Raw genomic sequence first — 22,577 nt, 5'->3', positions numbered from 1 at the left:
TGCACGACTCGCCGTGTGGCGCGTTGGGCGGAGCATTTTTCGCTTTGGCGCGAAAGGCTCTGTTTCGCCACACGTCGCGTATTGACGAGGCTCCTTGCACACGATGCAAGGAGACATAGCCCAATCATCGACGGAGAGCGTCATATATGCCGTTTGAGAGTGACTCCTTGCGAGACACGACCCCGCTGCTTAGCATCGTCGTCGCGGCTTACAACATCGAGGGTTACATCGAGGAAGCGCTCGAGTCCCTCCTGAGCCAGCCCTGCATCGATGCAATGAAGATCATCGTGGTGGATGACGGATCTCGCGACCAGACCTATGCCGCCGCGCGCGCGATTGTCGAGCGCGACCGCGGCGTGCATATCGAACTCGTGCATCAGGAGAACGGTGGCCTGAGCGCGGCGCGCAATACCGGCCTCAAGTCGGTGCGCACGCCCTATGTCGGCTTTCTCGATGGCGACGACGTCTTCCTCAAGAGCTTCGGCGAGTCGATCATTCCGGTGCTGGCCGAGAACAAGTGGGATATCGTCGAATACAACGTCAAGATCATCGACGACGAAGGCCGCGAACTCGACGAGATCAACATCGTGGACGGCGACACGCGCGGCGGCGCGCCCATGGACCGGGCCGCGCTGCAGCACTTCGCCGACGACTTCCACACCTTCGTGTGGGCGCGGGTCTATCGCACCTCCCTGTTCGACGAAGCGCCGTTCCCTGTCGGACGTCATTACGAGGATGCGGCCGTGGTGCCCTCCACGTATCTCCGCGCGAGCAGCCTGTATCGCGTCCCGACGCCGCTCATCGGTTATCGCCGGCGCTTCGGCAGCATCACGCAATGCGCCTCGCTGAACGATGTCGAGGATCTCCATCTCAATGGCCGCGAAGCGCTCGCGCGTTGCAACGGCGGCGAGATGGACGATTACTGGCTCACTGTGTTCGACAAGCTGTTCCATCGCGCCTGCCATGTGTGCGCGCGCGTGGATCGCGCCTCGTTCAAGCAGGCCTCCGAGACGCTGTCGGCGATGGCGGTCGATCATCGCAAGACGCGTACGACACTCGCCGAACGCAGCGGCCGCGAAGTCGTCGAGCTCAAGCCTTTCGATCTGAACGTGCGCGCGGATCGTTCGATCCACTTCCTTAAAGGGCTCGTGAAGAAGGTCTTGCGGCGCAGTCTCGATCATCATCAGCGCGAGCGGCGTTCGAGCGCCTCGAACCAGTTCAGCGGATGAGCGCGCCAGCGTGCGGGCGGGAGGCATCGATTGCGCTTCCTTCGCCCGCACGCTGACTCGCTTGTCAGCACGTTCTTCTGGCGCGCCCGGCTTACAGACCTTTCGGCGATTCGCGATAAACTGCCGGGATGGAAAAATGTCCCTACTGTGAGCGAATCCGTGACGAATGGGATTGTCACGGGCAGGAGTGCCGCACCCATATCGCGCGCGCGTTGCGCAGACAACGCATGGGTCTGCCCATGGTGCCGAAGGTCATTCGCAACGAAATTCCGCCGGGCGCCAGCACGGGTGAAGTCATCGCCCAGCTGTCGCGCCAACGCCTGCGCGCACGCCGCGCCAATGAAGAACGCCGGGCACGCAAGGCCGAGGACGAACTCGACCTCTGACGGATTCGCACGCGCCTAATCCCGTTCGCCACTCTCTGCAAGCGGTCCTTCCCCACGCCACGCGCGCCGCGAGTCGCGCATCTTCGTCAACGCCATGCGCGCAACCTTGAGCCACCCATACGGCCGCGGATCGGCGACCATGCTGAGCGCACGGGCATAGTCGAGCGCGAGACCGGGCGTCCACGCCATCGTCACGGCGCGCTTGCGGATCTGCGCGGCGACCCACAACTCCGGCGTCAGAATCATGCGAACCAGCGCGCCCCAGCCGGCATGCGTGCCATACAGGCGCCCCGCCGCTCCTTCCAGCGCAGCGTCCAATGCACGCGCGACACTGCTCGAACAATTGCGGTGCGTGAGGTTATACGTCGTGTCCTGCCGATAGTTGCGCCAGAAACTATCGAGCCGCGCAGGGTCGTAGTTGCGAATACGCACGCGCACCGTCGACGGACACCATGCTTTCGATTCGAACTCATAGCTCGGCTGGAACGTGCCGGGCACGTCGTTCTCACGCGTGGCACGCAACAGGCGCGCGAAGTCGTCCGGCGAGCGGTCGATCTCCACCGCCGGATACAGGCTCACATAAAGCCCGCCAGGCGCTTCGAGCGCCGCATGTCCCGTCGAGATGACGCCGTTGCGATCCACCGCCGCGATATAGCGGTCCACGACCGGATGCCACTGTGTCTCCGCCTTCGACGATCCCACTGGCGTCCACACATGCACGGTGAGCGCGGGCTCGTCATCGGCGGGCGGGCCGTCCCATTCACGCGCAGGCTGTGGAGGACGCGCGACCTCTGCCTCGTGTAATGCGGGATTGCCCGTCAACCTGCGGACGCGGGTCGCGATCAGGATCAGATTGATCCCTGCGAAGATGAAGAATGCCCCGACGCAATAGGGCACGGTCCCTTTGTAGTGCGTCGGATAGGGTTGCAGCATGAAGACGCCGAGCAGGATCTCGAAGAACGCAAACCCGAGCGCCACGCGAAAGCGCCGGTAGCGCACGACGAGCGCGGACGTCGCCTGAAGCAGTCCATCGAAGACGAAGGCCACGCCGATCAGCATCGACAGAATGAAGTGGCCATGATGATTGCCTTCGAAAATCAGCGCGGCCGTGAGCAGGAAGACGATACCCTTCGCATGACGCAGCCTGCGCTGTCCGCCGACGCCTGCCCATGCCACCGCCAGCGAAAGCACGCTCTCGATCAGCAACAGCCAGCCCACGAGCTCGATGGGAAAACCCAGCGCGCCGTCGAGCGCATCGATGAACACGCCGATGCCGACCATGAGCAACAGCCAGCCGATCGCCATCAGGCTGCGCCAGCGATTGCGCAGATAGTCCACGCCCAGCAGGATCATCATCAGCTTGACCATCGTTCTTCCTTTTGAACGGGGACGACTCATGCGCATTCATCGTTCATGTTAGTGCAGATCGCGCGCTGCACCGCATCATGATCCGGCGCCTGCCGTGAGACGAGCCATGCCATACTGGCGCCGCGACCCACGCGACGGAGACGCCATGTTCGACCAGTGCCAATGGATCAACGAGCCCGCGCAATGGAAGCTCGACGGCGATACGCTCCATGTCACCACCGACGCCAGAACCGATTTCTGGCGCAAGACGCATTACGGCTTCGTACGCGACAACGGCCATGTGTTCGGCGCAACCGTCGAAGGCGACTTTACCGCTGAAGTAACGGTCGAAGGCGCGTTTTCCGCGCTCTATGACCAGGCGGGCCTCATGGTGCGCGCAAGCGCCGAGCGCTGGGTCAAGGCGGGCGCCGAGTACAACGACGGCGCCCTCACCTTCAGCACGGTCCTGACCGACGGTCTCTCCGACTGGTCGCTCGGCGCGCGTGCCGACGCAAACCGCTTCCGCTTGCGCATCACGGTGCTGGAGAACGTACTGAAGGTGCAATGCAGCGCGGACGAGAAGCACTGGATCCTGATGCGTCTCGCGCCCTTTCCAGCACACTCGGGCTCGGGGTGGCACGTCGGACCCATGTGTTGCACGCCCGAGCGCGGCGGTCTCGAGGTCCGGTTCTCGGACCTCAAAATAGGACCGCCCGTCGTCAAGGGTCTGCACGACGTCGCGATATAGGCCCTGCGGCCGGCTCGGTAAAAACACTCATTTGCGCCTTCGCACGACACTTTCTACTATTCTGAAACGTTTCAGAATACGGACGGTCAACGCGCCTTGGACTCAAGAAAGAAGATCACCAGCACGCTCAAGGATGTCGCCAACGCGGCCGGCGTTTCGCTCGGCACCGCGTCGAAGGTCATGGCGGGCGCCGACGGCGTCAGCGACGCGCGCCGCCAGCAGGTCTGGGAGGCGGCCCGCCAGCTTGGCTACCGGCGCAACAGCCTGGCGGCGGAACTGCGCAGCAACCGCTCGACGTCCATCGGCTTCGTCGTGCCGGACCTCACCAACTCCTTCTTCATCGAACTATTGTGTGTTGTCGAGGACCACGCGCTGGCAAGCGGCTATCGCCTGTTGCTCGCGCATGCGCAGGAAGATCCCGAGCGCGAGGCGGAGCGCATCCGCTTCGTGCTGTCACGGCAAGTGGCCGGCATGATCATCATTCCCTGCCACGGCTATGCCCACGCGATCGACGAGCTGCGTGAATGCGATGTCCCGCTCGTCATGGCCGACCGCGTGGACGACAGCTTCCCCGCCAACACCGTCACCACCGACAGCCGGCGCGCCGCCCGCGACGGCACCGAACATCTGATCGCGCTCGGCCACAAGCGCGTTACGTTCATCGTCAACGCGCTCGATCTGGTCAACAGCCGCGAGCGCGCGGACGGCTATCTCGCGGCGATGAAGCGCGCGGGCCTCACGCGTCATGCGCGCATCGTCGTCTGCGGCATGACCGATACCGAGAGCCATACGGTCACGCTCGGTCTGCTGGCGGAACGCGAGCGCCCCACTGCGTTGTTCACGGGCGCGAACGTGGCGACGCTCGGCGCGCTGCGTGCCATCCGCGACGCCGAGCTGCGCCTGCCTGAGGATATCTCGCTGCTCTCGTTCGACGACGCGCCATGGATGTCCGTGCTGCATCCCCGTATCAGCTCGATTCATCAGCCGGTTGAAGCGGTGGGCGGAGCGATCTGGCAACTGCTGCACAAGCAGTTGCAGGGCGAAGCCGCGGAGCCGGTGCATTTGCGCATGCGGGCGGACTTGCGCGTGCGGGAGAGCACCGCGCCGCCTCGCAGATCAACGGAGAAGGAAGACAGCGCGGAGACCCAGCCGGCGCACCAGAACGCCGGGCGCGGCCGCAGGCGGGCGACGCTCGCCGATCATTAGCGGCGCACTATAACGTTTTATTTTTTGGCGTTAAAAAACCACGCACAAGCTGGCCAACCCATCAGGAGAGACGCAATGGACAGCAAACGACGCATCATCACCGCGAGTCTCATCGCCGTGCCGCTGGCCGGGACAGTGGGATCGCTCGCGGCGCTCATCTCGCAGCCCGCGTTCGCACAGCAAAAGAAATATCGCTTCGGGTTCTCGCAGGTCACGACCGTCGAACCCTGGCGCGTGCAGTTCAACAAGGACATGAAGGCCGAGGCCGCGAAGCATCCTGAGGTCGAGCTCATCATCGCCGACGCAGGCGATCGCACTGACAAGCAGAACGCCGACATGGAGAACTTCATCGCGCAGAAGATGGATGCCATCTTCATCTCGCCGAAGGAGTCGGCCGGGCTCACCGGCGTCGTGGAAAAGGCCTTCAAGGCAGGCATTCCCGTGTTCGTGCTCGACCGCGAAGTGAACGGCGAGCAGTTCACGCAGTTCATCGGCGGCGACAACGTGCAGATCGGCGAGGAAGCGGGCAACTTCATCGTCAAGCTGATGGGTGGGCCGGGCAAGGCGCAAGGCAGTCTCGTCGAGATCTGGGGCGGCTTCGGCGCACAGCCCGCGCACGACCGTCACGACGGCGCAGACAAGGCGCTCGCCAAGGAGAAAGGCGTCAAGCGCGTGGGCGAACGGGTGGATTGCGACTGGAAGCAGGACAAGGCCTATGACTACATGAAGACCGTCCTGCGGGTGCAGCCAAAGATCGACGTGGTCTACGCGCACAATGATCCGATGGCCTATGGCGCCTATCTCGCCGCGAAGGATGCGGGCCGCGAGAAGAGCATCAAGTTCGTGGGCATCGACGGCCTGCCGCAGGAAGGCGCGACGTGGGTCGAACAGGGTCTGCTCGCCGGCACTTTCATGTATCCCACGCCGGGCGCCGAAGGCATCCGCGAGTCACTCAAGGTCCTGCACGGCGACAAGGTGCCGAAGAAAGTGACGCTGCCGACCCAGGGCATCTTCGCCGATAACGCCAAGCAGTACATCGCGAGCCACTGAACGAGCGGACACGCGTCATGGCAACCGTCACTGCGCCGCTCGTCGAGGCCGCGGGCCTGTCGATATCGTTCAACGGCAGTCCCGCGCTCGCGGGCGTCGACTTCGACATCGCCGCGGGCGAGATTCATGCGCTCGTCGGCGAGAACGGCGCGGGCAAGTCGAGCCTGATGAAGATACTGGGCGGCCTGTATGCGCCCGATTCAGGCAGCATCCGTGTGCGCGGCGAGGCCACGCGCATGTCGAGCGTCAACGACGCCGCGCGCGCCGGCATCGCGACCATTCATCAGGAGTTGAATCTCGTCGATACGCTGTCCGCCGTCGATAACATATTCCTCGGCAAGGAGATGCGCACGCGCATGGGCTTCCCCGACCGCCGCGCGATGCGCGCCGCCGCCATGAACGTGCTCACGCAACTGGGCTTTCGCCTTGGGCCGGAGACGCTCGTCGGCACGCTGCGCGTCGGCGAGAAGCAACTCGTGGAGATCGCCAAGGCGCTGCTCGCCGACGCGCGCGTCCTCATCATGGACGAACCCACCTCCGCTCTTTCGGACACGGAAACGCGCGCGCTGCTCGGCCTGACCCGCGCGTTGCGCGAGCGCGGCATGGGTATCGTGCTGATCAGTCATCGCCTGAGCGAAGTCTTCGCGGTCGCGGACCGCGTGACCGTGTTGCGCGATGGGCGGCGCATCGCAACGCTGCCGATGCGGCATGTGGAGTCCTCCCAGGCGCTCGTTTCGATGATGATCGGAAAGGACTTCGCGCCGCCCGAGCGCACTGAAGCTGAAGCGCCTCAGGCGCGCCCGCTTGCGGTCGAAGTGCGCGATCTCACGCTTGGCGGCGCAGCACGCGCGCCGGTGGCCGAGGTCTCGTTCGCCGTGCAGCAGGGCGAGGTCTTCGGCATCTCGGGACTGCTCGGTGCGGGCAAGACCGAGATACTCGAAGCGATCTTCGGTGTGTCGCCTTATCGGCGCACCGGCGAGATTCGCATTGCCGGCCAGCCGCGCGCGATCGACTCGCCGGATCGCGCGGCCGCCGCCGGACTCGCGTTTGTCACGGAGGACCGCAAGAAAGACGGCCTCGTGCTCGATCACTCGCTCGAAGCGAATCTGCTGTTGCCCTCGCTATCGCGCGCGCCGGGCTTTCCGCTGTATCGGCGCGCACGCATGCACGCATGGGCCGCATCGCAGGCGCGCGCGTCGAACGTCAAGCATCGCAGTCTCGCGCAGGTCGCCAGCACGTTATCGGGCGGCAACCAGCAGAAGCTCATCATCGGCAAGTGGCTGATGACCCGGCCGCGCATCCTGCTGCTCGATGAACCGACGCGCGGCGTGGACGTGGCCGCCAAGGCCGAGATCTACCGGCAAGCGCTGGCGGCCGCGCGCGGCGGCGTGACGGTGATCGTCGCGAGCTCGGAGATCGACGAGCTGATGTTGCTGTGCGACCGCATCCTCGTGATGTGTGAAGGACGCGCGCGCGGCGTGCTGAAACGCGAGCAGTTTTCAGGCGACGTGCTCATCAGGATGGCATCGCCCTGAATCAAGCCGGGCGAAGACACGGAGGCATTCATCATGCTGCATGCGCAGGATCAACTCGCCGAGCTCGCGGCCAGCGCCCGCCAGCGACACCTGAGCACCTTCCTCACGACGCTCAAGTACTACCTGGGGCTCATCGTGCTGCTGGTGGTCGGCGCACTTACGTCGCCGCATGCCGCCGACGGCGCCAACATCTTCCTGTCGAGCGCCAATATCTCGGACGTGTTCCGTCAGGTGGCGAACGTCGGCGTGATCTCCATCGGCATGACGCTTGTCATCATCACGGCGGGCATCGATCTCTCGGTGGGCGCGATCATGGGCCTCGGCAGCGTGCTCACCGCCATGCTGCTCACCACCGACGGCTGGAATCGCGCGACCCACGCATCCCTCGTGCTGGTGGCGATAGCGGTGTTCGTCATCGTCTTCACCGTGTCCGGCATCGCACGCGGCATTTTGAATACAAGAAACCTGAAGACCGCGCGACGGCCCGCGAGCGTGCTGCCGCAGGCAGGCATCGCGCTCGTCGCGGCGTTGCTGGCCTGCGCCGGCATCGCGTTGCATGGCGCGCATCGCATGCCGCTTCTCGCGGTCATGGGCATCGTGCCGCTCGCGGGCTTCACGGTCGGCGCGCTCAACGGCTGGATCATCACCCGCGGACGCATGCAGCCCTTCATCGTCACACTGGCCGCAATGGTCGGCGTGCTCGGCGCGGCACGCCTGATTGCCGGCCAGGACACGGCGGTTTATTCGATCTACAGCGGCACCAACGCCACCACGGACATCGAGGCCTTGCGCGCCCTGCTCTTCAACGTGGTGCCGGTGCCCGCGCTGTTCTTCCTGGCGATCGCGGTCGTGGTTGGCTTCGTGATGAACCGTACGGTGTTCGGCAAGTACCTGTACGCCATCGGCGGCAACGAGAAGTGCGCGCTGATCTCGGGGCTCTCCGTCGCGCGTCACAAGACGGCCGCGTATGCGCTTTCGGGGCTGCTGTCCGCGCTGGTCGGCGTGCTCTACGCAGCGCAATACCGGCAAGGCAAGGCCGATGCGGGCATGGGCTGGGAACTGGACGCCATTGCCGCCGTGGTGATCGGCGGCACGAGTCTCGCGGGCGGGGTCGGACGTGTGTCGGGCACGGTCGCGGGCGTGCTGATATTCGGCTTCTTGAGCAATATCCTCCTGCTCAACGATATCGACAGCAACACGCAACTGGTGCTCAAGGGGCTCATCATCGTGATTGCGGTATTCCTGCAGCAGACTGACATCGGCAAGCGCGGGCTGCTAAAGCGCTTCACCGGGCGCGGAGGATGAGCCCCCTTCGGCACCCGGTTCCAGAGCGGGACTACGGCCGTGTCCAAAGGGATAACCTGTGCTCTGCATGATGTTTATTTGTTTTTGGCTGGCTGAAAGTCATGGATAATCATATCCACGCCCCTGATTAAAGTCCGAACATAGCGTCTCCGAACTAAACATTCGGGCGGACAAGACTGGCTGCAGCGAGTATGACGATGTAATGTCACGTCTCTTAGCAGAAACGCTTATTTGAAGTTCGCGTTCTGGCGTGGTAAAACTCTCTGCCGCTCGAAATTTCAGAGCGCATCTTCAACCGAATACGTCTCAAAAGGGTTTGGACAAATGGCAACGGGTACTGTTAAGTGGTTCAACGATGCAAAGGGTTTTGGCTTCATTACGCCGGATGACGGTGGCGAAGACCTGTTTGCACATTTCTCCGAAATCCAATCCAAGGGTTTCAAGTCACTCCAGGAGAACCAGAAGGTGAGCTTCGAAGTCAAGCAAGGCCCCAAGGGCAAGCAAGCTTCGACGATCCAGCCGCTGTAAGTCAGGCGGTTCAGCCTTCAGGCACGAAACGGCCCGCAAGGGCCGTTTTGCATTGGTAACCCAGGAATTGAAATGCCGGCCTTGTGTTCCGGGCTCGTGCGGACTTGCCTCATGCAATGTGCAAGGTTTCCGTTTCGCACGGCACGCGGCGGAATTCCGTAGAATTAATATGATTTTTAGCTTGGCCGCCCCGCGCTTAGGCGAAATGCTTTCTTTCATATACCGTGATTCAGGCAAGCGATCGGAAAAAATGCCGTGCAGGCGTACGGCAAAAAACAAATGCATTGCTCTTCGCCTTGTGGTTTGCCGCTTGCGACGCCCATGCACAGTCATTCGCCCTGAACACGCGCGCCGCGCGCTTTGCTTCCGCTGTCGTGCTCAACGATTTCCATACGGCTCAGGCTGGCGGCGGCTATGTGTTCTCCTACGACAGCCATGAGACCGAGGCAGCGCTTGCAGCGAAGCTCGATCGCTGGTTCTCCGGCAAGGATCCTCACGCAATCACGATGGACCCCGCCGAGAAGCAGGCGCTATTCGGTTTCTACTGGGCCGCGAGCATGATGTCGGCGAACTCGCCATGCTTCGCTGATATCGCCGATCCTGCCTGCCGCGACGACCTCACGCGCTGGATGACGCGTGAAATGGACGACGATCCGCGCTTCATCCGCGATTACGATGCGGCGCGCAGCGCGCTCGGCCTTCCTGGCCTGGCTCCCGGCTCGCATTGAGCGTCGGACCTCGCGTGCTCTTTGCGGGAAACGCACAGCATGTGGGACTTTCGCATCACGCGAAGGGTCATCGCAGAGCCAGGCGATCTTCGCCAGCACGCTTGCCAGCAGGGACAGCACACCGATGGTTTCAAGCAGCGCGGGAATCATGATCGCCTCCGTGCATCGGGACAGGCTTTATCGGTGGAACAGCGTCGGCGCGTAGGTCTTTACGAAGAACGCGATCGTGATGCCGGCGCTGACGAGCAAGGTGCCCGCCCGGATCAGTTGCGGCGGCGCGCGCCGGCCGAGCTGTGCGCCGCCGTAGCCGCCGAGCATCGCCGCGAGCAGCATGGCGATGGTTTCGGGCCAGCGAACGGCGTGCGCGGCCGCGAAGGTGAGCACCGCAACCGAATTGGCTGCGCTCACCAGCAGCGTGCGCGGCGCATTGAGGCTCTTCAGATCGCGTGCATCGAGCAGTCCCCAGACAGCCATCATCATGATGCCGACCGCGCCGCCAAAGTAGCCGCCATACACGCCAAGCACGAATTGAATGGACAGCACGGCAGGCGCGCCGATACGCCAGCGGCGCCGCAAGGTTTGGCCGAGCCTGCGCCCGAAGGCAAGCGTGATGCTTGCGCACAGCAGCAACCAGGGCAACACGAAGGAGAAGGTCTTCGACGACGTGGAGAGCAGCAGCGCCGCCCCTGTGAAGCCGCCGATCAACGTCACGACCAGCATCCAGCGGATAGGCACCGAGCCGACTGGCCCGAGCCCGTCGCGATACGCCCAGGCACTCACGACGCCGCCGGGAAACAATGCAACGGTGCTCGAAGCGTTCGCCTGAACCGGTGGCAAGCCGGCGGCGAACATCGCGGGCAGGCTGACAAACGAGCCCCCGCCGGCCAGTGCGTTCATGGCCCCCGCGAGAAAACCTGCGCCGCTGACGAGAAGAATGGATTGCATGCGACAGATGCTATCGGCAGGACTGCACGCTTACAATCTGGCATTTCCAATGTGAGACTTCGGTTCCGCCGAAGCATGCGTCATGCGTTTCGACCTCACCGACATGCGCCTGTTCCTGACCGTCATCGAGCGCGGCAGCATCACGGCGGGCGCGCAGGCCATGCACCTCGCGCTGGCTTCCGCGAGCGAACGCATCGCGGGCATGGAGGCGGCGCTCGGTGCGCCGCTGTTGGAGCGCAACCGGCGCGGGGTGCAGGCAACCGCCGCCGGCGAAGCGTTCGCGCGCCACGCACGCGCCATCCTCGGTCAGGTCGAGCAGATGCGCGGCGAGTTGCGCTCCTTCGCCACCGGCCTCAAAGGCCGCATCAAGCTGCTCTCGAACACCGCCGCGCTCGCCACGCTGCTGCCGCCACGGCTTGCACGCTTCCTCGCCGATTACCCCGATCTCTCCATCGACCTCGATGAACGTCCGAGCGTCGACATCGTGCAGATCATCGCCGAGGGTCGCGCCGATCTCGGCGTCGTCTCCGATACCACGGATCTCGGCATGCTCCAGACGCATCTGATCGCGCAGGATCAACTGGTCGTCGTGGCGCACCGGTCGCATCGCATCGCGGGTGAACGCGCGGTGGCGTTTGCGGAGATCGTCGGAGAAGCGTTCGTCGGACTCTCCGATGCCGCGCTTGAAATGCATCTGGCCGAGCGCGCCTCGCGTATCGGGCGGCAGATCAACTATCGCATCCGCATGCGCAGCGTCGACAATGTCGGCATGCTCGCGGCGGCGGGCATCGGGCTCGTGATCCTGTCGGAGGCATCGGCGCGCATGCTCGAACGGCCGGAGCTCGCCATCGTGCCGCTCTCGGAGCCTTGGGCCACGCGCCGCCTGCATCTGTGCGCACGCGACTTCGACGCGCTGACACCGCACGCACGCCTGCTCGCCGAGGCGCTCAAGGAAGGGGCTCAACACGCTTGAAGCGTGCCTCACATCCGATGAATCCCCTAGGCAAAACCCTTTCTGTACTGGGCATTCGGCTTGCACGACCCTATATGCTTAAGTGCTTGCCACGCGCTTTAGCGCGTTCATATGCTTGCTCACACGACAAGCGCCAAACAGGAGGCGGTCATGAAGAAAGTTTCCACGCGCGCGCCGCGACGCGCCATGCACATCGCGCTGATCGCCGGCGCGGCCGGGTTGTGCTTTGCATCGGCGGCCAATGCCGACAGCCAGGCCGCGAAGAAGATGGGGCAGATGGGGATCATCAACCAGACGCTGCAGCCCAAGCCACTGCGCTCGAACAACAACGCGTATTCGAACAACGCCAACAGCAATACGACGAATCCCGGCTATAACAACAACTCGACCTACAACCCGAATGCCGCCAATGCGGGCACGGCCAATGGCTTGAATGGCGCGAACAGTGCGAATGGCGCCGCCGCGGCGGGCAGAAAGTAAGACTCGCGCCGGGCTTGAAAAAAGGCCGCCCACGCCGCGGGCGGCCAATCTCCCCTATTCCAGCACGGCTGTTCTTTTATACTGGGCTCAAGGTCAAGATGTTCTCGCGCACCGCGCGATTCCCTTCCGCGAGCTCATGAAAAAGATCAAGCCCGGCCTGCTGCTCGAACTCGTTGCCAATCTTCTGCTGCCGTGGCTCGCTTACCGGCTCGCGCTGCCGCATTGGGGCGATGTCGGGGCGCTATATGCATCGGCTGCACCACCGCTCGTCTGGAGTCTCGCCGAGTTCGCACGCACGAGGCGCGTCGACGCGCTCTCCGCACTGGTCCTGTTCGGCATCGCGCTGTCCATCGTGCTGCTCGCACTGGGCGGCAGTCCCCGCATCCTGCTCGTGCGCGAATCGCTCGCCGCGGGCGCCACCGGCATCGTCTTCCTCATCTCGCTCCTGTTCGACCGCCCATTGATCTTTTATCTGGCGCGCGCCACTGTCACGCGCGAACAGGAAAACGGCGCCGAGCGCTTCGAAGCCTATTGGAATGAAAGCGCCGGCCTGCGCAGTTCGCTGCGACTCATGACGCTCGTCTGGGGCATCGGGCTGACGGCCGAAACCGCCTTGCGCTTCTGGTTCGCGTGGACCTGGCCGGTGGAACGCTATCTGGTCGTGTCGCCTGTCGTGAGCTACGCGATGTACGGCGGCCTGCTGGCGTGGACCTTCTGGTTTCGCGCGAGACTCATCGAACGCCAGGGCGAGAGCGGTCCTTCCCGCGACGGTCTACTCGGCTAGGCTTTCCAGCGCTTCGCCACACTGCGCGATATGAAGCGCGATCGCTTCGTTGACCTTGTCCGCATGCGTGAGCGGCCCCATGTGCCCGGCATCCGGCACGGTCATGAGTTGCGCGACAGGCATCAGCGTGCTGAGGATCTCCGCGATGAGCCGCGTCGGCGGGGGCGCATGTTCGCCGCGCATCACGAGGGTGGGAATGCGCAGCTTCGCGTAGGCGCTGGGCAGTGTCGGTTCGTGGATCAGCGCGCAAAAGTCGAGCGGCGCCTTCGGCACCCAGCGCGTGAGCATTGACTGCACCGAAGGCCGCAACGCCGAGAACGCGCCCTCTCCGCCCCAGTAATCGACAAAAGCAGTGGCGGCGCCGCGCAGGTCGCCGGCCACGACGCCCTCCGCCGTGCGCGAGGCGATCGCAAGGATCTCGGCGAACTCGCGCGCGCCGTCCGCGCCCATGCCCTTCAGCAAGTTGAAGGCGGAGGGCTCGTACAGCGTGATGCTTGCCACGTCGCGCGGGCGTTCGAGCGCCGCGCGCAACGCCACGCCGCCGCCATACGAATGACCGACCAGATGAACCTGGCCCGGATGACGATCGATGATCTCGACCGTGCGGGCCGCTTCGTCGGCCAGTGTGAAGGCACGCTCGCCGCCCCACGGACCGACGCCGTCGCAGCCGTAGTGCTCAGGCGCGAAGAACGCGTGCCGAGGACTCATTGAGGCAAGCGTCTCGCGCAAGGGCCGCCACTGGTTTGCGCCCGAGCCGGAGCAATGCAGGGCGATCACGGAAACAGCGGCTTTATCGTTCTTCGAAGTCGTCGACATGGTGGAGGGCGGATGGAGGATGAGGTCAGGCGTCCGTCTGATCGCATGCGCGCATGCGCCGTTCGAGTTCGCCGATGTCGGCGCACGACTCCAGCCAGGCATCGCGCCGGCCGTGTTCGGCGCGGTTGAGCAGCACGCGGACCCAGCAGATCAGATGGGGCAAAAGAATTTCCCTGGACACGTCGATCAGGATTCCCAACATGGTTCACTCCACTTTCGGCAGCAGGTCATGCGTTTCAATGCCGGCAGAGCGATTCATTCTTTGGTTCACTGATGCTTGATTCGATCAGGAAGTCGCTGAGGCGGCGGGTGTCGGAGCAGCAATGCACCGGCCGTGCCAGTTTCGCGAAATGCCTGTCCAGCAAGGCTTCGGCGCGCGCTGCCACGGAACCGTGTCGGACCTCGGCCAACGCTTTCAAACCTGAAAGTCGGCACGTAGCCAACACGTCCATGGCCGTGCGCGCTGTGTCTTACAGCCATCCAAACTGCGAATGTTCGGGGAAAATTCCCGAAATAAGGGATCAAGCTGTCCCACACGGGTGCCGTAAACAGCCTGAACAGCCGCGCAAAGCCTCGGCCGGCGCGACAGCCGGCCACCTGCGAATGGCGCGATAAGATACGGCAGCCTTAGGTCCTTGCGCCCCGGCCTGCCCCTTGCCACGCTCACTCGGAGATAAACGGCTTGCCCAGCCCCGGTCGTCATTCGCTCACCTCCAGGATGACGGTGTTCATCGTCGCAGTCTGCGTGCTGCTGATCGGCACCGACGTATGGCGCAGTCTCGCCGCCCGTCGCGCCCAGCTCGACGAGATGACCACCGCCACGTCCAACCTCGCGCGCGCAATGGCGCAGCACGCCAACGATACCTTCAGGCAAGCCGATGTCACGCTGCTCGGCATGGTGGAACGCGTCGAGGAAGACGGCACCGGCCCGGAGGCACTGGCGCGGCTGCATCGCTCGCTCGTCTCGCGGGTCGAGCAGTTGCCGCAGTTGAACGGCCTGTTCATCTACGACAAGAACGGCACCTGGATCGTCAACTCGCAGCCGGTGCTGGATCAACGCTTCAACAACTCCGACCGCGAGTATTTCGAATACCACCGCACGCACACGGATCAGGGAACGCATATCGGCGTGCCGGTGCAGAGCCGCTCGACCGGAAAATGGATCGTGCCGGTTTCACGCCGCATCGACGCGCCCGATGGCAGCTTCGCGGGCGTCGCGCTGGCGACCATCAACGTCACCTTCTTCTCGAGCTTCTACGAAAGCCTGGACCTCGGCGAGGACGGCGCGGCGGTGCTCGTACTGAACTCCGGCGCGATGGTCGTACGCCGCCCATTCGAGGACCGCTTCGTCGGCAAGAACGTGATCGACACGACATTGTTCCGCGCGCACCTCGAACAAGGCCGCTCGGGTGTTTTCACGATCAACTCGTCGCAGGACCACATCACGCGCCTCAACAGTTTCCGCGAGTTGCCGGACTATCCGCTGTTCGTCGCGGCGGCGCTGTCGCGTGACGAGATCATCGCGCCGTGGTGGCGCGACACGCTCTGGCATGCCGCCATCACCGGGATGCTGGCACTGGTGCTGGCCCTCTTCGGCTCGAGCCTCGTGCGCCAGATCAACGCACGCACGCGCGTCGAGCAGGAACTGGCCCGCAGTCTCGCCACCACGCGCACCGTGCTCGACACGGCGATCAACCCGATCATTACCGTGGACGAGCGCGGCGCGATCCGCTCCTTCAATTCCGCCGGCGAGCGGGTGTTCGGCTACGCAGCGAGCGAGATCATCGGGCAGAACATCCGCATGCTCGTGCCGCCGCCGCATCTCGACGCGTATAACGAATACATAATGCAATTCAAGGGCGAGTCAGGCGTCGCAACGGCCGAATGCGAGCTGTCTGGATTGCGCAAGGACGGCACTTCGTTCCCGGCGCATGTCTCCACCGGGGCCATGCGCCTTGATGGTGCTTTGCATTTTGTATCTGTGATTACCGATATCTCGCGGCAGAAGAAGGAACGCGGCGAACTCGCCGATGCGCGCGACCAGTTGCTCCTCGCCGCCGACATCGCCGAACTGGGCATCTGGTCGTGGGATCTCGCCACCGACAAGTTGCACTGGAATGCGCGCATGTTCGAGATCTACCAGTACCCGCCGCAACTGCTGGACAACGGCCTGCATTACGAACATTGGCGCCGCCGCATTCATGCCGAGGATGTCGAGGGCGTCGATACCGGCCTGCGCGCCGTGGCCGCGGGCACTGCCGATGCCCTGCCGCCGTTCCGCATCGTCCTGCCCGACGGCACCACGCGCCGCATCCAGAGCGGCCTGCGGGTGCAACGCGATGCGCACGGCAAGCCCATGAGCATGACGGGCGTGAATTACGACATCACTGACCAGTACGAACTCGAGTTCCATCTGCGCAACGCGAAGGAACAGGCGGATGCCGCCAGCGCGGCGAAGTCCTCGTTCCTCGCGAACATGAGTCACGAAATTCGCACGCCGATGAACGCAGTCCTCGGCATGCTGCATCTGGTGCAGTCCACCGCGCTCAATCTGAGGCAGCAGGACTACATCGGCAAGGCAGAAATGGCGGCGCGGTCGCTGCTGAACCTGCTCAACGACATCCTCGATTATTCGAAGATCGAAGCAGGCAAGCTGCAACTGGACATTCATCCGTTCGAGCCCGAGAAACTGCTGGAGGAACTGGGCGTCGTGCTTTCGGGGAATCAGGGCGCGAAAGATGTCGAAGTGCTGTTCGATCTCGACCCGGCCGTGCCCGGCGTGCTGGTCGGCGACGGCTTCCGGCTGCAACAGGTGCTCATCAATCTCGCGGGCAACGCGCTCAAGTTCACGTCGAGCGGCGAGATCGTCGTCGGCATGCAGCTTCTCGACAGCTCGCGCGATGCGGCCGGCGAAACGGCGCGCGTGCGCATCTCGGTGAGCGACAGCGGCATCGGCATCAGCGCAGAGCAACTGGAACGCATCTTCGAAGGCTTCACGCAAGCGGAGGCCTCGACCTCGCGGCGCTATGGCGGCTCGGGACTTGGGCTCGTCATCTGCAAGCGCCTTGTCGGCATGATGGGTGGCAGGATCGAAGTGGAAAGCCGTGTCGGCGAAGGCAGCCGCTTCTGGTTCGACATCACGCTGGGTATCGAACGCGCTCCCGTAGCAGTGCCTGATGAGAGTCCGGTCCTCGAACATGGCGCACGTATCCTGATCGCCGACGACAACGCGATCGCGCGCGAGATCCTCTCGCGTACGGTGCGCGCGCTGGGCTGGCAGGCCGACGTGGTCACGAGCGGCATCGAGGCAGTCGAGCGCATCGGCGAGGCCGCGCGCGGACCCGCGCCCTATGACATCGCACTGCTGGACTGGCGCATGCCGGGCCTCGACGGGCTGAACGCCGCCAGGCTCATCGGCACGATGAAGGGCCGCGCTCCAGCGCCGCTGGTGCTGCTCGTGACGGCGTTCGGCCGCGAGACCTTGCGTGAATCGCAGGAGCAAGGCAGCGCGCCTTTCGCCGGGTTCCTCACGAAGCCCGTCACGCCGAAGCAGCTCGTCAACGCGATTCGCGCGGCACTGCCGGGACCGGGCGGCACACGGTCGTCCCATACGCCAGCGCTTGGCGATGCCGCCGGCGCGCGGCGTCTCGCGGGCATGACGCTGCTGGTCGTCGAGGATAACGCGCTCAACCGTCAGGTCGCCGAAGGCCTGCTGCACGCCGAGGGTGCGCACGTGACGCTGGCGGAAGGCGGACGCCAAGGCGTCGAGCGCGTGTGCGCGAGCGACATGCACTTCGACGCCGTGTTGATGGACGTGCAGATGCCCGATCTTGACGGCCTGGAAGCCACGCGGCTGATTCGCGCCGACAGCCGCTTCGCCGCGCTGCCGATCATCGCAATGACCGCCAATGCATCCGGCGCGGATCGCGAGCGTTGCCTGCAAGCGGGCATGAACGATCACGTCGGCAAGCCGATCGACGTGGAGCGGCTCGTTGCCGTGTTGCGCTCGCGGGCACAGGTTGAAACGGCAAGCGAACCGGGCGCAGCATTGACGACGATCGAGGCACGCGGCTCGATCATCGCGCGTTTCGGCGGCAATCTGGATCTGATCCATCAGGTGGCCGGCGACTTCGGCTCGCAAGCCGAAGCGCAACTGGCCCGTTTGGCCGGACGGCTCGCCGATCACGACGCAAACGGCGCCGCCTCGGTGCTGCACGCCATCAAGGGCAGTGCGGGGACAGTGGGCGCCAACGCGCTCGCGCAGCTTGCGAGCCAGTTCGAAAGCGATCTGCTCCATCGCGATGACGACGACCGCGCGCTTGCCTCCATCCGCGCCGGGCTGCCACGCATGCAGCAACTGCTCGCATCGAGTGTCGATCAACTCACGCACGCATTCGCGCACGCGACCCCGCCGTCACAGGCTCCCGCACAGCCCGAGCCGCTCGATGAGCAAGACTGGCGCGAGCGCCTCACGACTATCGTGAACCTGCTCGATGCATCGAACCTGCAGGCCATTGCGCTCTCGGAGAACCTGTCGGCGCTTGCGCCCAGCGGGCAGCGCGACGACTTCGAGCATTTCCTCGCGCGCGTCAGGGCGCTCGACTTCGCGCGTGCGTCGAAGATCGCGCGCGACATGCTGGAGCAGGTCTGACATGGAAGCGCTTCTGCAAACCTGGCTGCTGCATGTGAACCGGCGTCCCAAGCTTCTGATCGCCGACGACGAGCCGCTCAACATCCGCGTGCTCTACGAGTTGCTGCACGATGTGTGCGATATCTTCATGGCAACCAGCGGCGAGCAGGCGCTCCAGGTATGCCGTACCGAAGCGCCGGACCTGATCCTGCTCGATGTCGTAATGGATGATCTCGACGGACACGAAGTCTGCCGCCGCCTGAAGGCCGATCCGCTCACGCGCGACGTGCCCGTCATCTTCATCACGTCGCAGGACCGCGCCGACGATGAAGTCAAGGCGCTCGAACTGGGGGCCGTGGACTTCATCAGCAAGCCGATCAATCCGGTCGTCACGAAAGCGCGCGTGCGCACGCATCTGACAATCAAATTCCAGGGCGACCTGCTGCGCGCCAGTGCTTTGCTCGACGGACTCACGGGCGTGTCCAACCGCCGCAAGTTCGATGAGGACCTGCACGCGGACTGGCGCCAGTGCGCGCGCGAAGAAACTTCGCTGGCCCTGCTGATGGTGGATGTGGATTGCTTCAAGCGCTTCAACGACCACTACGGACATCTGGCCGGCGACGCCTGTCTCAAGGCCATTGCAAAGGCCTTGGCGGATGCGCTGCGCCGCCCGTACGACAAGCTTGCGCGTTATGGCGGCGAGGAGTTCGCCTGCCTGTTGCCGAAGACCGATCTCGCGGGCGCGCAATGCATTGCTCAACGCATCGTCGATGGCGTGCGCGCGCTCGACGTCGGCCATGTGTCATCGGAGGTGGAAACGCGCGTGACGATTTCGGTCGGCGTGGCGTCCGTGCGGCCGGCACGCGGCAGCACGCCCGACATGCTGCTCAAGGCCGCCGACGATGCGCTCTATGAGGCGAAACGCGCAGGACGCGCGCGCTTCGCAGTAGCGCCGCAAGCAATGCGAGCGGCGACGAACGAAGATCACATGCCGCGCGGGTCACGCACGTACACGGGGAACGGATGAACATTCGCACCCGCCGATGCCTCCAGCGCCGCTCGCAGCGCCTCACGCGCCCGGCGGGTGGAAGCGAGCGCCGCACGCACGCGCGCTTGCAGCACGGCGGGCTTGGCGGGTTTCGCGATGACATCGGCCGCGCCTGCATCGAGGATGCGGCGTTCGGTTTCGGCGTCGCAGGCATCGGCGAGCACGATGAGCGGCACAAGCGGATTCGGCGCGAGCAAGGCGCGGACGGTCTGTTCGAGCGCTTGCATTTCGCCGGGTGCGTTGCTGCAACGGGAATCGAGCACGATGGCGTCCGGCTCGTCGCGCGCGATGAGATTCAGCGCGGCCTCGCGATCCGTGACGACATCCAGCGCACCGAACGCTTCGAGCGCGTCACGTTGCGCCAGCGCCGTATCGTTGCCGAGGATGCCGAGCAGCCGCACGCCCGTCCCCGCCGATGCCGATGCCTGCGCATCCGCGTCATGCGAGCGGGCCCGCATGTGCAGCGCGCGGTCCGTCAGACGCAATTGCGCGCGCACACGTGCCTGCAGGCGCGCGGCGACCAGCGGCTTGATGACGTAATCGGAGGCACCCATGTTGAAGGCATCGACTTCGAGCGCCGGTGCATCGTGACTCGTGACGAAGATCACGGGCACGCGCGACAGCTTCGCGTCATGCTTGAGGATCTCGCAGACGTCGAAGCCGGTCATGGTCGGCAGATTGGCATCCAGCAGGATCAGGTCCGGCGTGGATTCGCGCGCCAAGGCAAGCGCGGCCTCGCCGGTGGTGGCGAAGCGTTGATCGGGGCATTCCGCGAGCATCTCGCCGATGATGCGAATCATCGCCGGGTCGTCGTCCACGAGAAGCAAACGCGGCTGAAATACAGAAACAGAAGGGGAGTTTTCGGCTGTGTCCATGTTTCGCGGGAAATTCGTCAGACGATAAACATTGATGAACTTTACGCTCGACTTGCGCACGCTGCAAACGCAAATCGCATCAACCCGAGAATTATCTGATATTTCATGATCCGCCAAATTTTATTCATTCAAGCACTGCACGGCAATGCGCGACCGGCGCCGGCGGCGACATATCTTCGCCGTGGCGGCAGCCAATCGCTGCAAGGCTTGCCGGTTTCGAACGAACGTAAAGCAATAAATGCCTTGCATTTGCTAATCGATATCCGCCGACCAATGCAAACATTCAAATTCCGCTTATCGTTTGCGAGACGTGTCGTCACGATGCATTCCAATGCATACTTGCTTCTGCATATATAAGAACGGGAACAACAGCCATGCACGGGGAAACCAGAACACTCTATTTCGCGGGCCGCACGGTATCGGAAGAACTCTCCGAACGGCTGCATGCACGCGGCTGGACCATCGAACGCATCGATCCGGCCAAGCCTGCGAAATCCTCGAAGCAGGGCAAGCGGGCGGCGGCGGGCATCGTCGATCTGACCCGGCGCGGCTTCGCCAGCGAACCCGCGCTCCTGAGCGAAATGCTCGCCACTTATCAGGTGGGCTGGGTTGCGACTGTCGATGCCGATTACGTCGACAGCCCGGAAATCTGCCGCCTCATCCGCGACTTCTGTTTCGACTACGTGACCGTGCCCTCCGCGGCGGACCGTCTGGTCGATGCAGTGGGGCACGCGTACGGCATGGTGTCGCTGCACGACAATGCGTCCCGCGACACCCGCAAGGACGACTGCGTGGAAGGCGGCATGGTGGGCTCGTGCGACGCCATGCTGGCCTTGTATCGCTCGGTCCGCAAAGTGGCGATGACCGACGCGCCCGTGTTCATCTCCGGCGAATCCGGCACCGGAAAGGAACTCACGGCCGTGGCCATCCACGAGCGTTCCGTGCGCCGCGAACAGCCTTTTGTGGCGATCAACTGCGGCGCCATTCCGCCTCACTTGCTGCAATCCGAACTCTTCGGCTATGAACGCGGCGCGTTCACCGGTGCGAACCAACGCAAGATCGGCCGGGTGGAAGCGGCTGACGGCGGCACGCTCTTCCTTGATGAAATCGGCGACTTGCCGCTCGAAAGCCAGGCGAGCCTGCTGCGCTTCCTGCAGGAACGCAAGATCGAACGTCTCGGCGGACAGGACTCGACGGACGTCGACGTGCGCATCATCTCGGCCACGCACGTCGACATGCAGGCCGCAATGATCGAAGGACGGTTTCGTGCGGACCTGTATCACCGTCTGTGCGTGCTGCAGATCGACGAGCCGCCGTTGCGCGTGCGCGGCAAGGACATCGAACTGCTGGCGAACCACATGCTCGAACGCTTTCGCAAGGATGCGAGCCGCCGTCTGCGTGGCTTCTCGCCGTGCGCGATCGCGGCGCTGCATAACTACGGCTGGCCCGGCAATGTGCGCGAGCTGATCAATCGCGTGCGCCGCGCCATCGTCATGTCGGAAGGACGTCAGATTCTGGCAAGCGACCTCGAACTCGGCGAGTATGCGGAGGCCGCGCCGATGACGCTCGCACAGGCGCGCGAAGCCGCCGAGCGGCAGGCGATCGAAGTCGCCTTGCTGCGCCATCGGGGACGTCTGGGCGAAGCAGCCGACGAACTGGGCATATCGCGCGTCACGCTGTATCGCATGCTGACGGCGTATGGCTTGCGGGTCAAATCCGACCGGCCGATGGAAGCGTCGGGGAGCTGACTTTCACATCATTTGCCGTTTGAATACTGCATGCGAATCATGATTCGGTTACGCATGTTTTCAGGAACCTCTTCTCCCGCGCTGCGCTCGAATGCCTGCATCGTCATCGATGCAAGTTGCATTCATTATTCGGCATGCAAGATGCCACCCGCGCATGTCCCATTGCTGTTGAGCCCGCTGGCGTGATCTCGCGCCGCCAGAATGCGTTGCGCAGTC

General features: G+C 64.0%; 21 protein-coding genes. 15 read left to right on the top strand and 6 right to left on the bottom strand.

Annotated features, from left to right (window positions below):
• The first annotated feature begins 167 nt into the window (after window positions 1-167).
• The gene (locus QCE64_RS22770) at window positions 168-1,229 is read left to right on the top strand and encodes a glycosyltransferase family 2 protein (RefSeq protein WP_310006389.1); all 1,062 of its coding nucleotides are present in this window, start codon (window positions 168-170) and stop codon (window positions 1,227-1,229) included.
• Window positions 1,230-1,357: 128 nt separating this feature from the next.
• Entirely contained in the window at window positions 1,358-1,615 is a 258-nt protein-coding gene (locus tag QCE64_RS22765; protein WP_309816050.1) for a hypothetical protein, read from the top strand.
• A gap of 15 nt (window positions 1,616-1,630) precedes the next feature.
• Here the strand turns inward: QCE64_RS22765 and QCE64_RS22760 are convergent, their stop codons facing one another.
• The gene (locus QCE64_RS22760) at window positions 1,631-2,983 is read right to left on the bottom strand and encodes a DUF308 domain-containing protein (RefSeq protein ID WP_310006387.1); all 1,353 of its coding nucleotides are present in this window, start codon (window positions 2,981-2,983) and stop codon (window positions 1,631-1,633) included.
• Window positions 2,984-3,128: 145 nt separating this feature from the next.
• Here QCE64_RS22760 and QCE64_RS22755 point away from each other — a divergent pair, with 145 nt between their 5' ends.
• From QCE64_RS22755 to QCE64_RS22725, 7 genes are all read left to right on the top strand, one after another.
• Complete coding sequence (locus tag QCE64_RS22755) at window positions 3,129-3,710, top strand: DUF1349 domain-containing protein (RefSeq protein ID WP_310006385.1); 582 nt, start codon at window positions 3,129-3,131, stop codon at window positions 3,708-3,710.
• Window positions 3,711-3,806: 96 nt separating this feature from the next.
• Window positions 3,807-4,916, top strand: coding sequence for a LacI family DNA-binding transcriptional regulator (locus QCE64_RS22750; protein ID WP_310006383.1), 1,110 nt, complete (start codon window positions 3,807-3,809; stop codon window positions 4,914-4,916).
• 75 nt (window positions 4,917-4,991) lie between these two features.
• The gene (locus tag QCE64_RS22745; protein ID WP_309816041.1) at window positions 4,992-5,966 is read left to right on the top strand and encodes a substrate-binding domain-containing protein; all 975 of its coding nucleotides are present in this window, start codon (window positions 4,992-4,994) and stop codon (window positions 5,964-5,966) included.
• A gap of 17 nt (window positions 5,967-5,983) precedes the next feature.
• A complete protein-coding gene (locus QCE64_RS22740) occupies window positions 5,984-7,501 on the top strand; it encodes a sugar ABC transporter ATP-binding protein (RefSeq protein ID WP_310006380.1) in 1,518 nt (505 codons plus the stop codon).
• A gap of 33 nt (window positions 7,502-7,534) precedes the next feature.
• Window positions 7,535-8,806, top strand: coding sequence for an ABC transporter permease (locus QCE64_RS22735; protein WP_310006378.1), 1,272 nt, complete (start codon window positions 7,535-7,537; stop codon window positions 8,804-8,806).
• Window positions 8,807-9,130: 324 nt separating this feature from the next.
• The gene (locus QCE64_RS22730; RefSeq protein WP_008347993.1) at window positions 9,131-9,334 is read left to right on the top strand and encodes a cold-shock protein; all 204 of its coding nucleotides are present in this window, start codon (window positions 9,131-9,133) and stop codon (window positions 9,332-9,334) included.
• A 284-nt stretch (window positions 9,335-9,618) separates the two neighbouring features.
• A complete protein-coding gene (locus tag QCE64_RS22725) occupies window positions 9,619-10,062 on the top strand; it encodes a hypothetical protein (RefSeq protein WP_309923808.1) in 444 nt (147 codons plus the stop codon).
• Between the two features lie 177 nt (window positions 10,063-10,239).
• Here the strand turns inward: QCE64_RS22725 and QCE64_RS22720 are convergent, their stop codons facing one another.
• The gene (locus QCE64_RS22720) at window positions 10,240-11,007 is read right to left on the bottom strand and encodes a sulfite exporter TauE/SafE family protein (RefSeq protein ID WP_310006376.1); all 768 of its coding nucleotides are present in this window, start codon (window positions 11,005-11,007) and stop codon (window positions 10,240-10,242) included.
• A gap of 82 nt (window positions 11,008-11,089) precedes the next feature.
• Here QCE64_RS22720 and QCE64_RS22715 point away from each other — a divergent pair, with 82 nt between their 5' ends.
• From QCE64_RS22715 to QCE64_RS22705, 3 genes are all read left to right on the top strand, one after another.
• Window positions 11,090-11,980, top strand: coding sequence for a LysR substrate-binding domain-containing protein (locus tag QCE64_RS22715; RefSeq protein WP_310006374.1), 891 nt, complete (start codon window positions 11,090-11,092; stop codon window positions 11,978-11,980).
• Window positions 11,981-12,130: 150 nt separating this feature from the next.
• Window positions 12,131-12,460 carry a hypothetical protein gene (locus tag QCE64_RS22710; protein WP_310006373.1) on the top strand — a complete coding sequence of 110 codons (330 nt, stop codon included), beginning with the start codon at window positions 12,131-12,133 and terminating at the stop codon, window positions 12,458-12,460.
• A gap of 136 nt (window positions 12,461-12,596) precedes the next feature.
• Window positions 12,597-13,244 carry a VC0807 family protein gene (locus QCE64_RS22705; RefSeq protein ID WP_309923799.1) on the top strand — a complete coding sequence of 216 codons (648 nt, stop codon included), beginning with the start codon at window positions 12,597-12,599 and terminating at the stop codon, window positions 13,242-13,244.
• On the opposite strand, the gene QCE64_RS22700 is transcribed toward QCE64_RS22705, so the two are convergent.
• From QCE64_RS22700 to QCE64_RS22690, 3 genes are read right to left on the bottom strand one after another with little or no spacing between them, the layout of a single operon-like run.
• A complete protein-coding gene (locus QCE64_RS22700; protein ID WP_310006371.1) occupies window positions 13,233-14,060 on the bottom strand; it encodes an alpha/beta hydrolase in 828 nt (275 codons plus the stop codon). The two genes, QCE64_RS22705 and QCE64_RS22700, sit on opposite strands and share 12 nt — an antisense overlap.
• Window positions 14,061-14,085: 25 nt before the next feature.
• A complete protein-coding gene (locus tag QCE64_RS22695) occupies window positions 14,086-14,262 on the bottom strand; it encodes a DUF3563 family protein (protein WP_309923793.1) in 177 nt (58 codons plus the stop codon).
• A gap of 34 nt (window positions 14,263-14,296) precedes the next feature.
• Window positions 14,297-14,512 (bottom strand): hypothetical protein, encoded by a 216-nt coding sequence (locus QCE64_RS22690; RefSeq protein WP_310006369.1) that lies wholly within the window; start codon window positions 14,510-14,512, stop codon window positions 14,297-14,299.
• A gap of 230 nt (window positions 14,513-14,742) precedes the next feature.
• Between QCE64_RS22690 and QCE64_RS22685 the strand changes: the two genes are divergently transcribed.
• Together QCE64_RS22685 and QCE64_RS22680 are read left to right on the top strand one after the other, a co-directional pair.
• Window positions 14,743-18,711: a response regulator gene (locus QCE64_RS22685; protein ID WP_310006367.1), complete on the top strand. Its 3,969-nt coding sequence runs from the start codon at window positions 14,743-14,745 to the stop codon at window positions 18,709-18,711.
• Window position 18,712: 1 nt separating this feature from the next.
• Entirely contained in the window at window positions 18,713-19,717 is a 1,005-nt protein-coding gene (locus tag QCE64_RS22680) for a diguanylate cyclase domain-containing protein (protein ID WP_310006365.1), read from the top strand.
• Here the strand turns inward: QCE64_RS22680 and QCE64_RS22675 are convergent.
• Window positions 19,675-20,538: a response regulator gene (locus QCE64_RS22675; protein ID WP_404987428.1), complete on the bottom strand. Its 864-nt coding sequence runs from the start codon at window positions 20,536-20,538 to the stop codon at window positions 19,675-19,677. The genes QCE64_RS22680 and QCE64_RS22675 overlap by 43 nt on opposite strands.
• A gap of 449 nt (window positions 20,539-20,987) precedes the next feature.
• On the opposite strand from QCE64_RS22675, the gene QCE64_RS22670 reads away from it, so the two are divergent.
• Window positions 20,988-22,361: a sigma 54-interacting transcriptional regulator gene (locus QCE64_RS22670; protein WP_309923783.1), complete on the top strand. Its 1,374-nt coding sequence runs from the start codon at window positions 20,988-20,990 to the stop codon at window positions 22,359-22,361.
• Window positions 22,362-22,577: the final 216 nt, after the last annotated feature.

It is taken from the genome of Caballeronia sp. LZ043, from assembly GCF_031451075.1.
In the GTDB taxonomy this organism is placed as follows: domain Bacteria; phylum Pseudomonadota; class Gammaproteobacteria; order Burkholderiales; family Burkholderiaceae; genus Caballeronia.
The sequence above is the reverse complement of the archived record's forward strand: the minus strand, read 5'-3'. Positions and strand labels throughout refer to the sequence as shown.

Coding starts and splice junctions, on each gene's coding strand:
- QCE64_RS22765 (WP_309816050.1), top strand. CDS start 1,358: ATGGAAAAATGTCCCTACTGTGAGCGAATCCGTGACGAATGGGATTGT.
- QCE64_RS22760 (WP_310006387.1), bottom strand. CDS start 2,983: ATGGTCAAGCTGATGATGATCCTGCTGGGCGTGGACTATCTGCGCAAT.
- QCE64_RS22755 (WP_310006385.1), top strand. CDS start 3,129: ATGTTCGACCAGTGCCAATGGATCAACGAGCCCGCGCAATGGAAGCTC.
- QCE64_RS22745 (WP_309816041.1), top strand. CDS start 4,992: ATGGACAGCAAACGACGCATCATCACCGCGAGTCTCATCGCCGTGCCG.
- QCE64_RS22740 (WP_310006380.1), top strand. CDS start 5,984: ATGGCAACCGTCACTGCGCCGCTCGTCGAGGCCGCGGGCCTGTCGATA.
- QCE64_RS22735 (WP_310006378.1), top strand. CDS start 7,535: ATGCTGCATGCGCAGGATCAACTCGCCGAGCTCGCGGCCAGCGCCCGC.
- QCE64_RS22730 (WP_008347993.1), top strand. CDS start 9,131: ATGGCAACGGGTACTGTTAAGTGGTTCAACGATGCAAAGGGTTTTGGC.
- QCE64_RS22720 (WP_310006376.1), bottom strand. CDS start 11,007: ATGCAATCCATTCTTCTCGTCAGCGGCGCAGGTTTTCTCGCGGGGGCC.
- QCE64_RS22715 (WP_310006374.1), top strand. CDS start 11,090: ATGCGTTTCGACCTCACCGACATGCGCCTGTTCCTGACCGTCATCGAG.
- QCE64_RS22710 (WP_310006373.1), top strand. CDS start 12,131: ATGAAGAAAGTTTCCACGCGCGCGCCGCGACGCGCCATGCACATCGCG.
- QCE64_RS22705 (WP_309923799.1), top strand. CDS start 12,597: ATGAAAAAGATCAAGCCCGGCCTGCTGCTCGAACTCGTTGCCAATCTT.
- QCE64_RS22700 (WP_310006371.1), bottom strand. CDS start 14,060: ATGTCGACGACTTCGAAGAACGATAAAGCCGCTGTTTCCGTGATCGCC.
- QCE64_RS22695 (WP_309923793.1), bottom strand. CDS start 14,262: ATGTTGGGAATCCTGATCGACGTGTCCAGGGAAATTCTTTTGCCCCAT.
- QCE64_RS22690 (WP_310006369.1), bottom strand. CDS start 14,512: ATGGACGTGTTGGCTACGTGCCGACTTTCAGGTTTGAAAGCGTTGGCC.
- QCE64_RS22680 (WP_310006365.1), top strand. CDS start 18,713: ATGGAAGCGCTTCTGCAAACCTGGCTGCTGCATGTGAACCGGCGTCCC.
- QCE64_RS22675 (WP_404987428.1), bottom strand. CDS start 20,538: ATGATTCGCATCATCGGCGAGATGCTCGCGGAATGCCCCGATCAACGC.
- QCE64_RS22670 (WP_309923783.1), top strand. CDS start 20,988: ATGCACGGGGAAACCAGAACACTCTATTTCGCGGGCCGCACGGTATCG.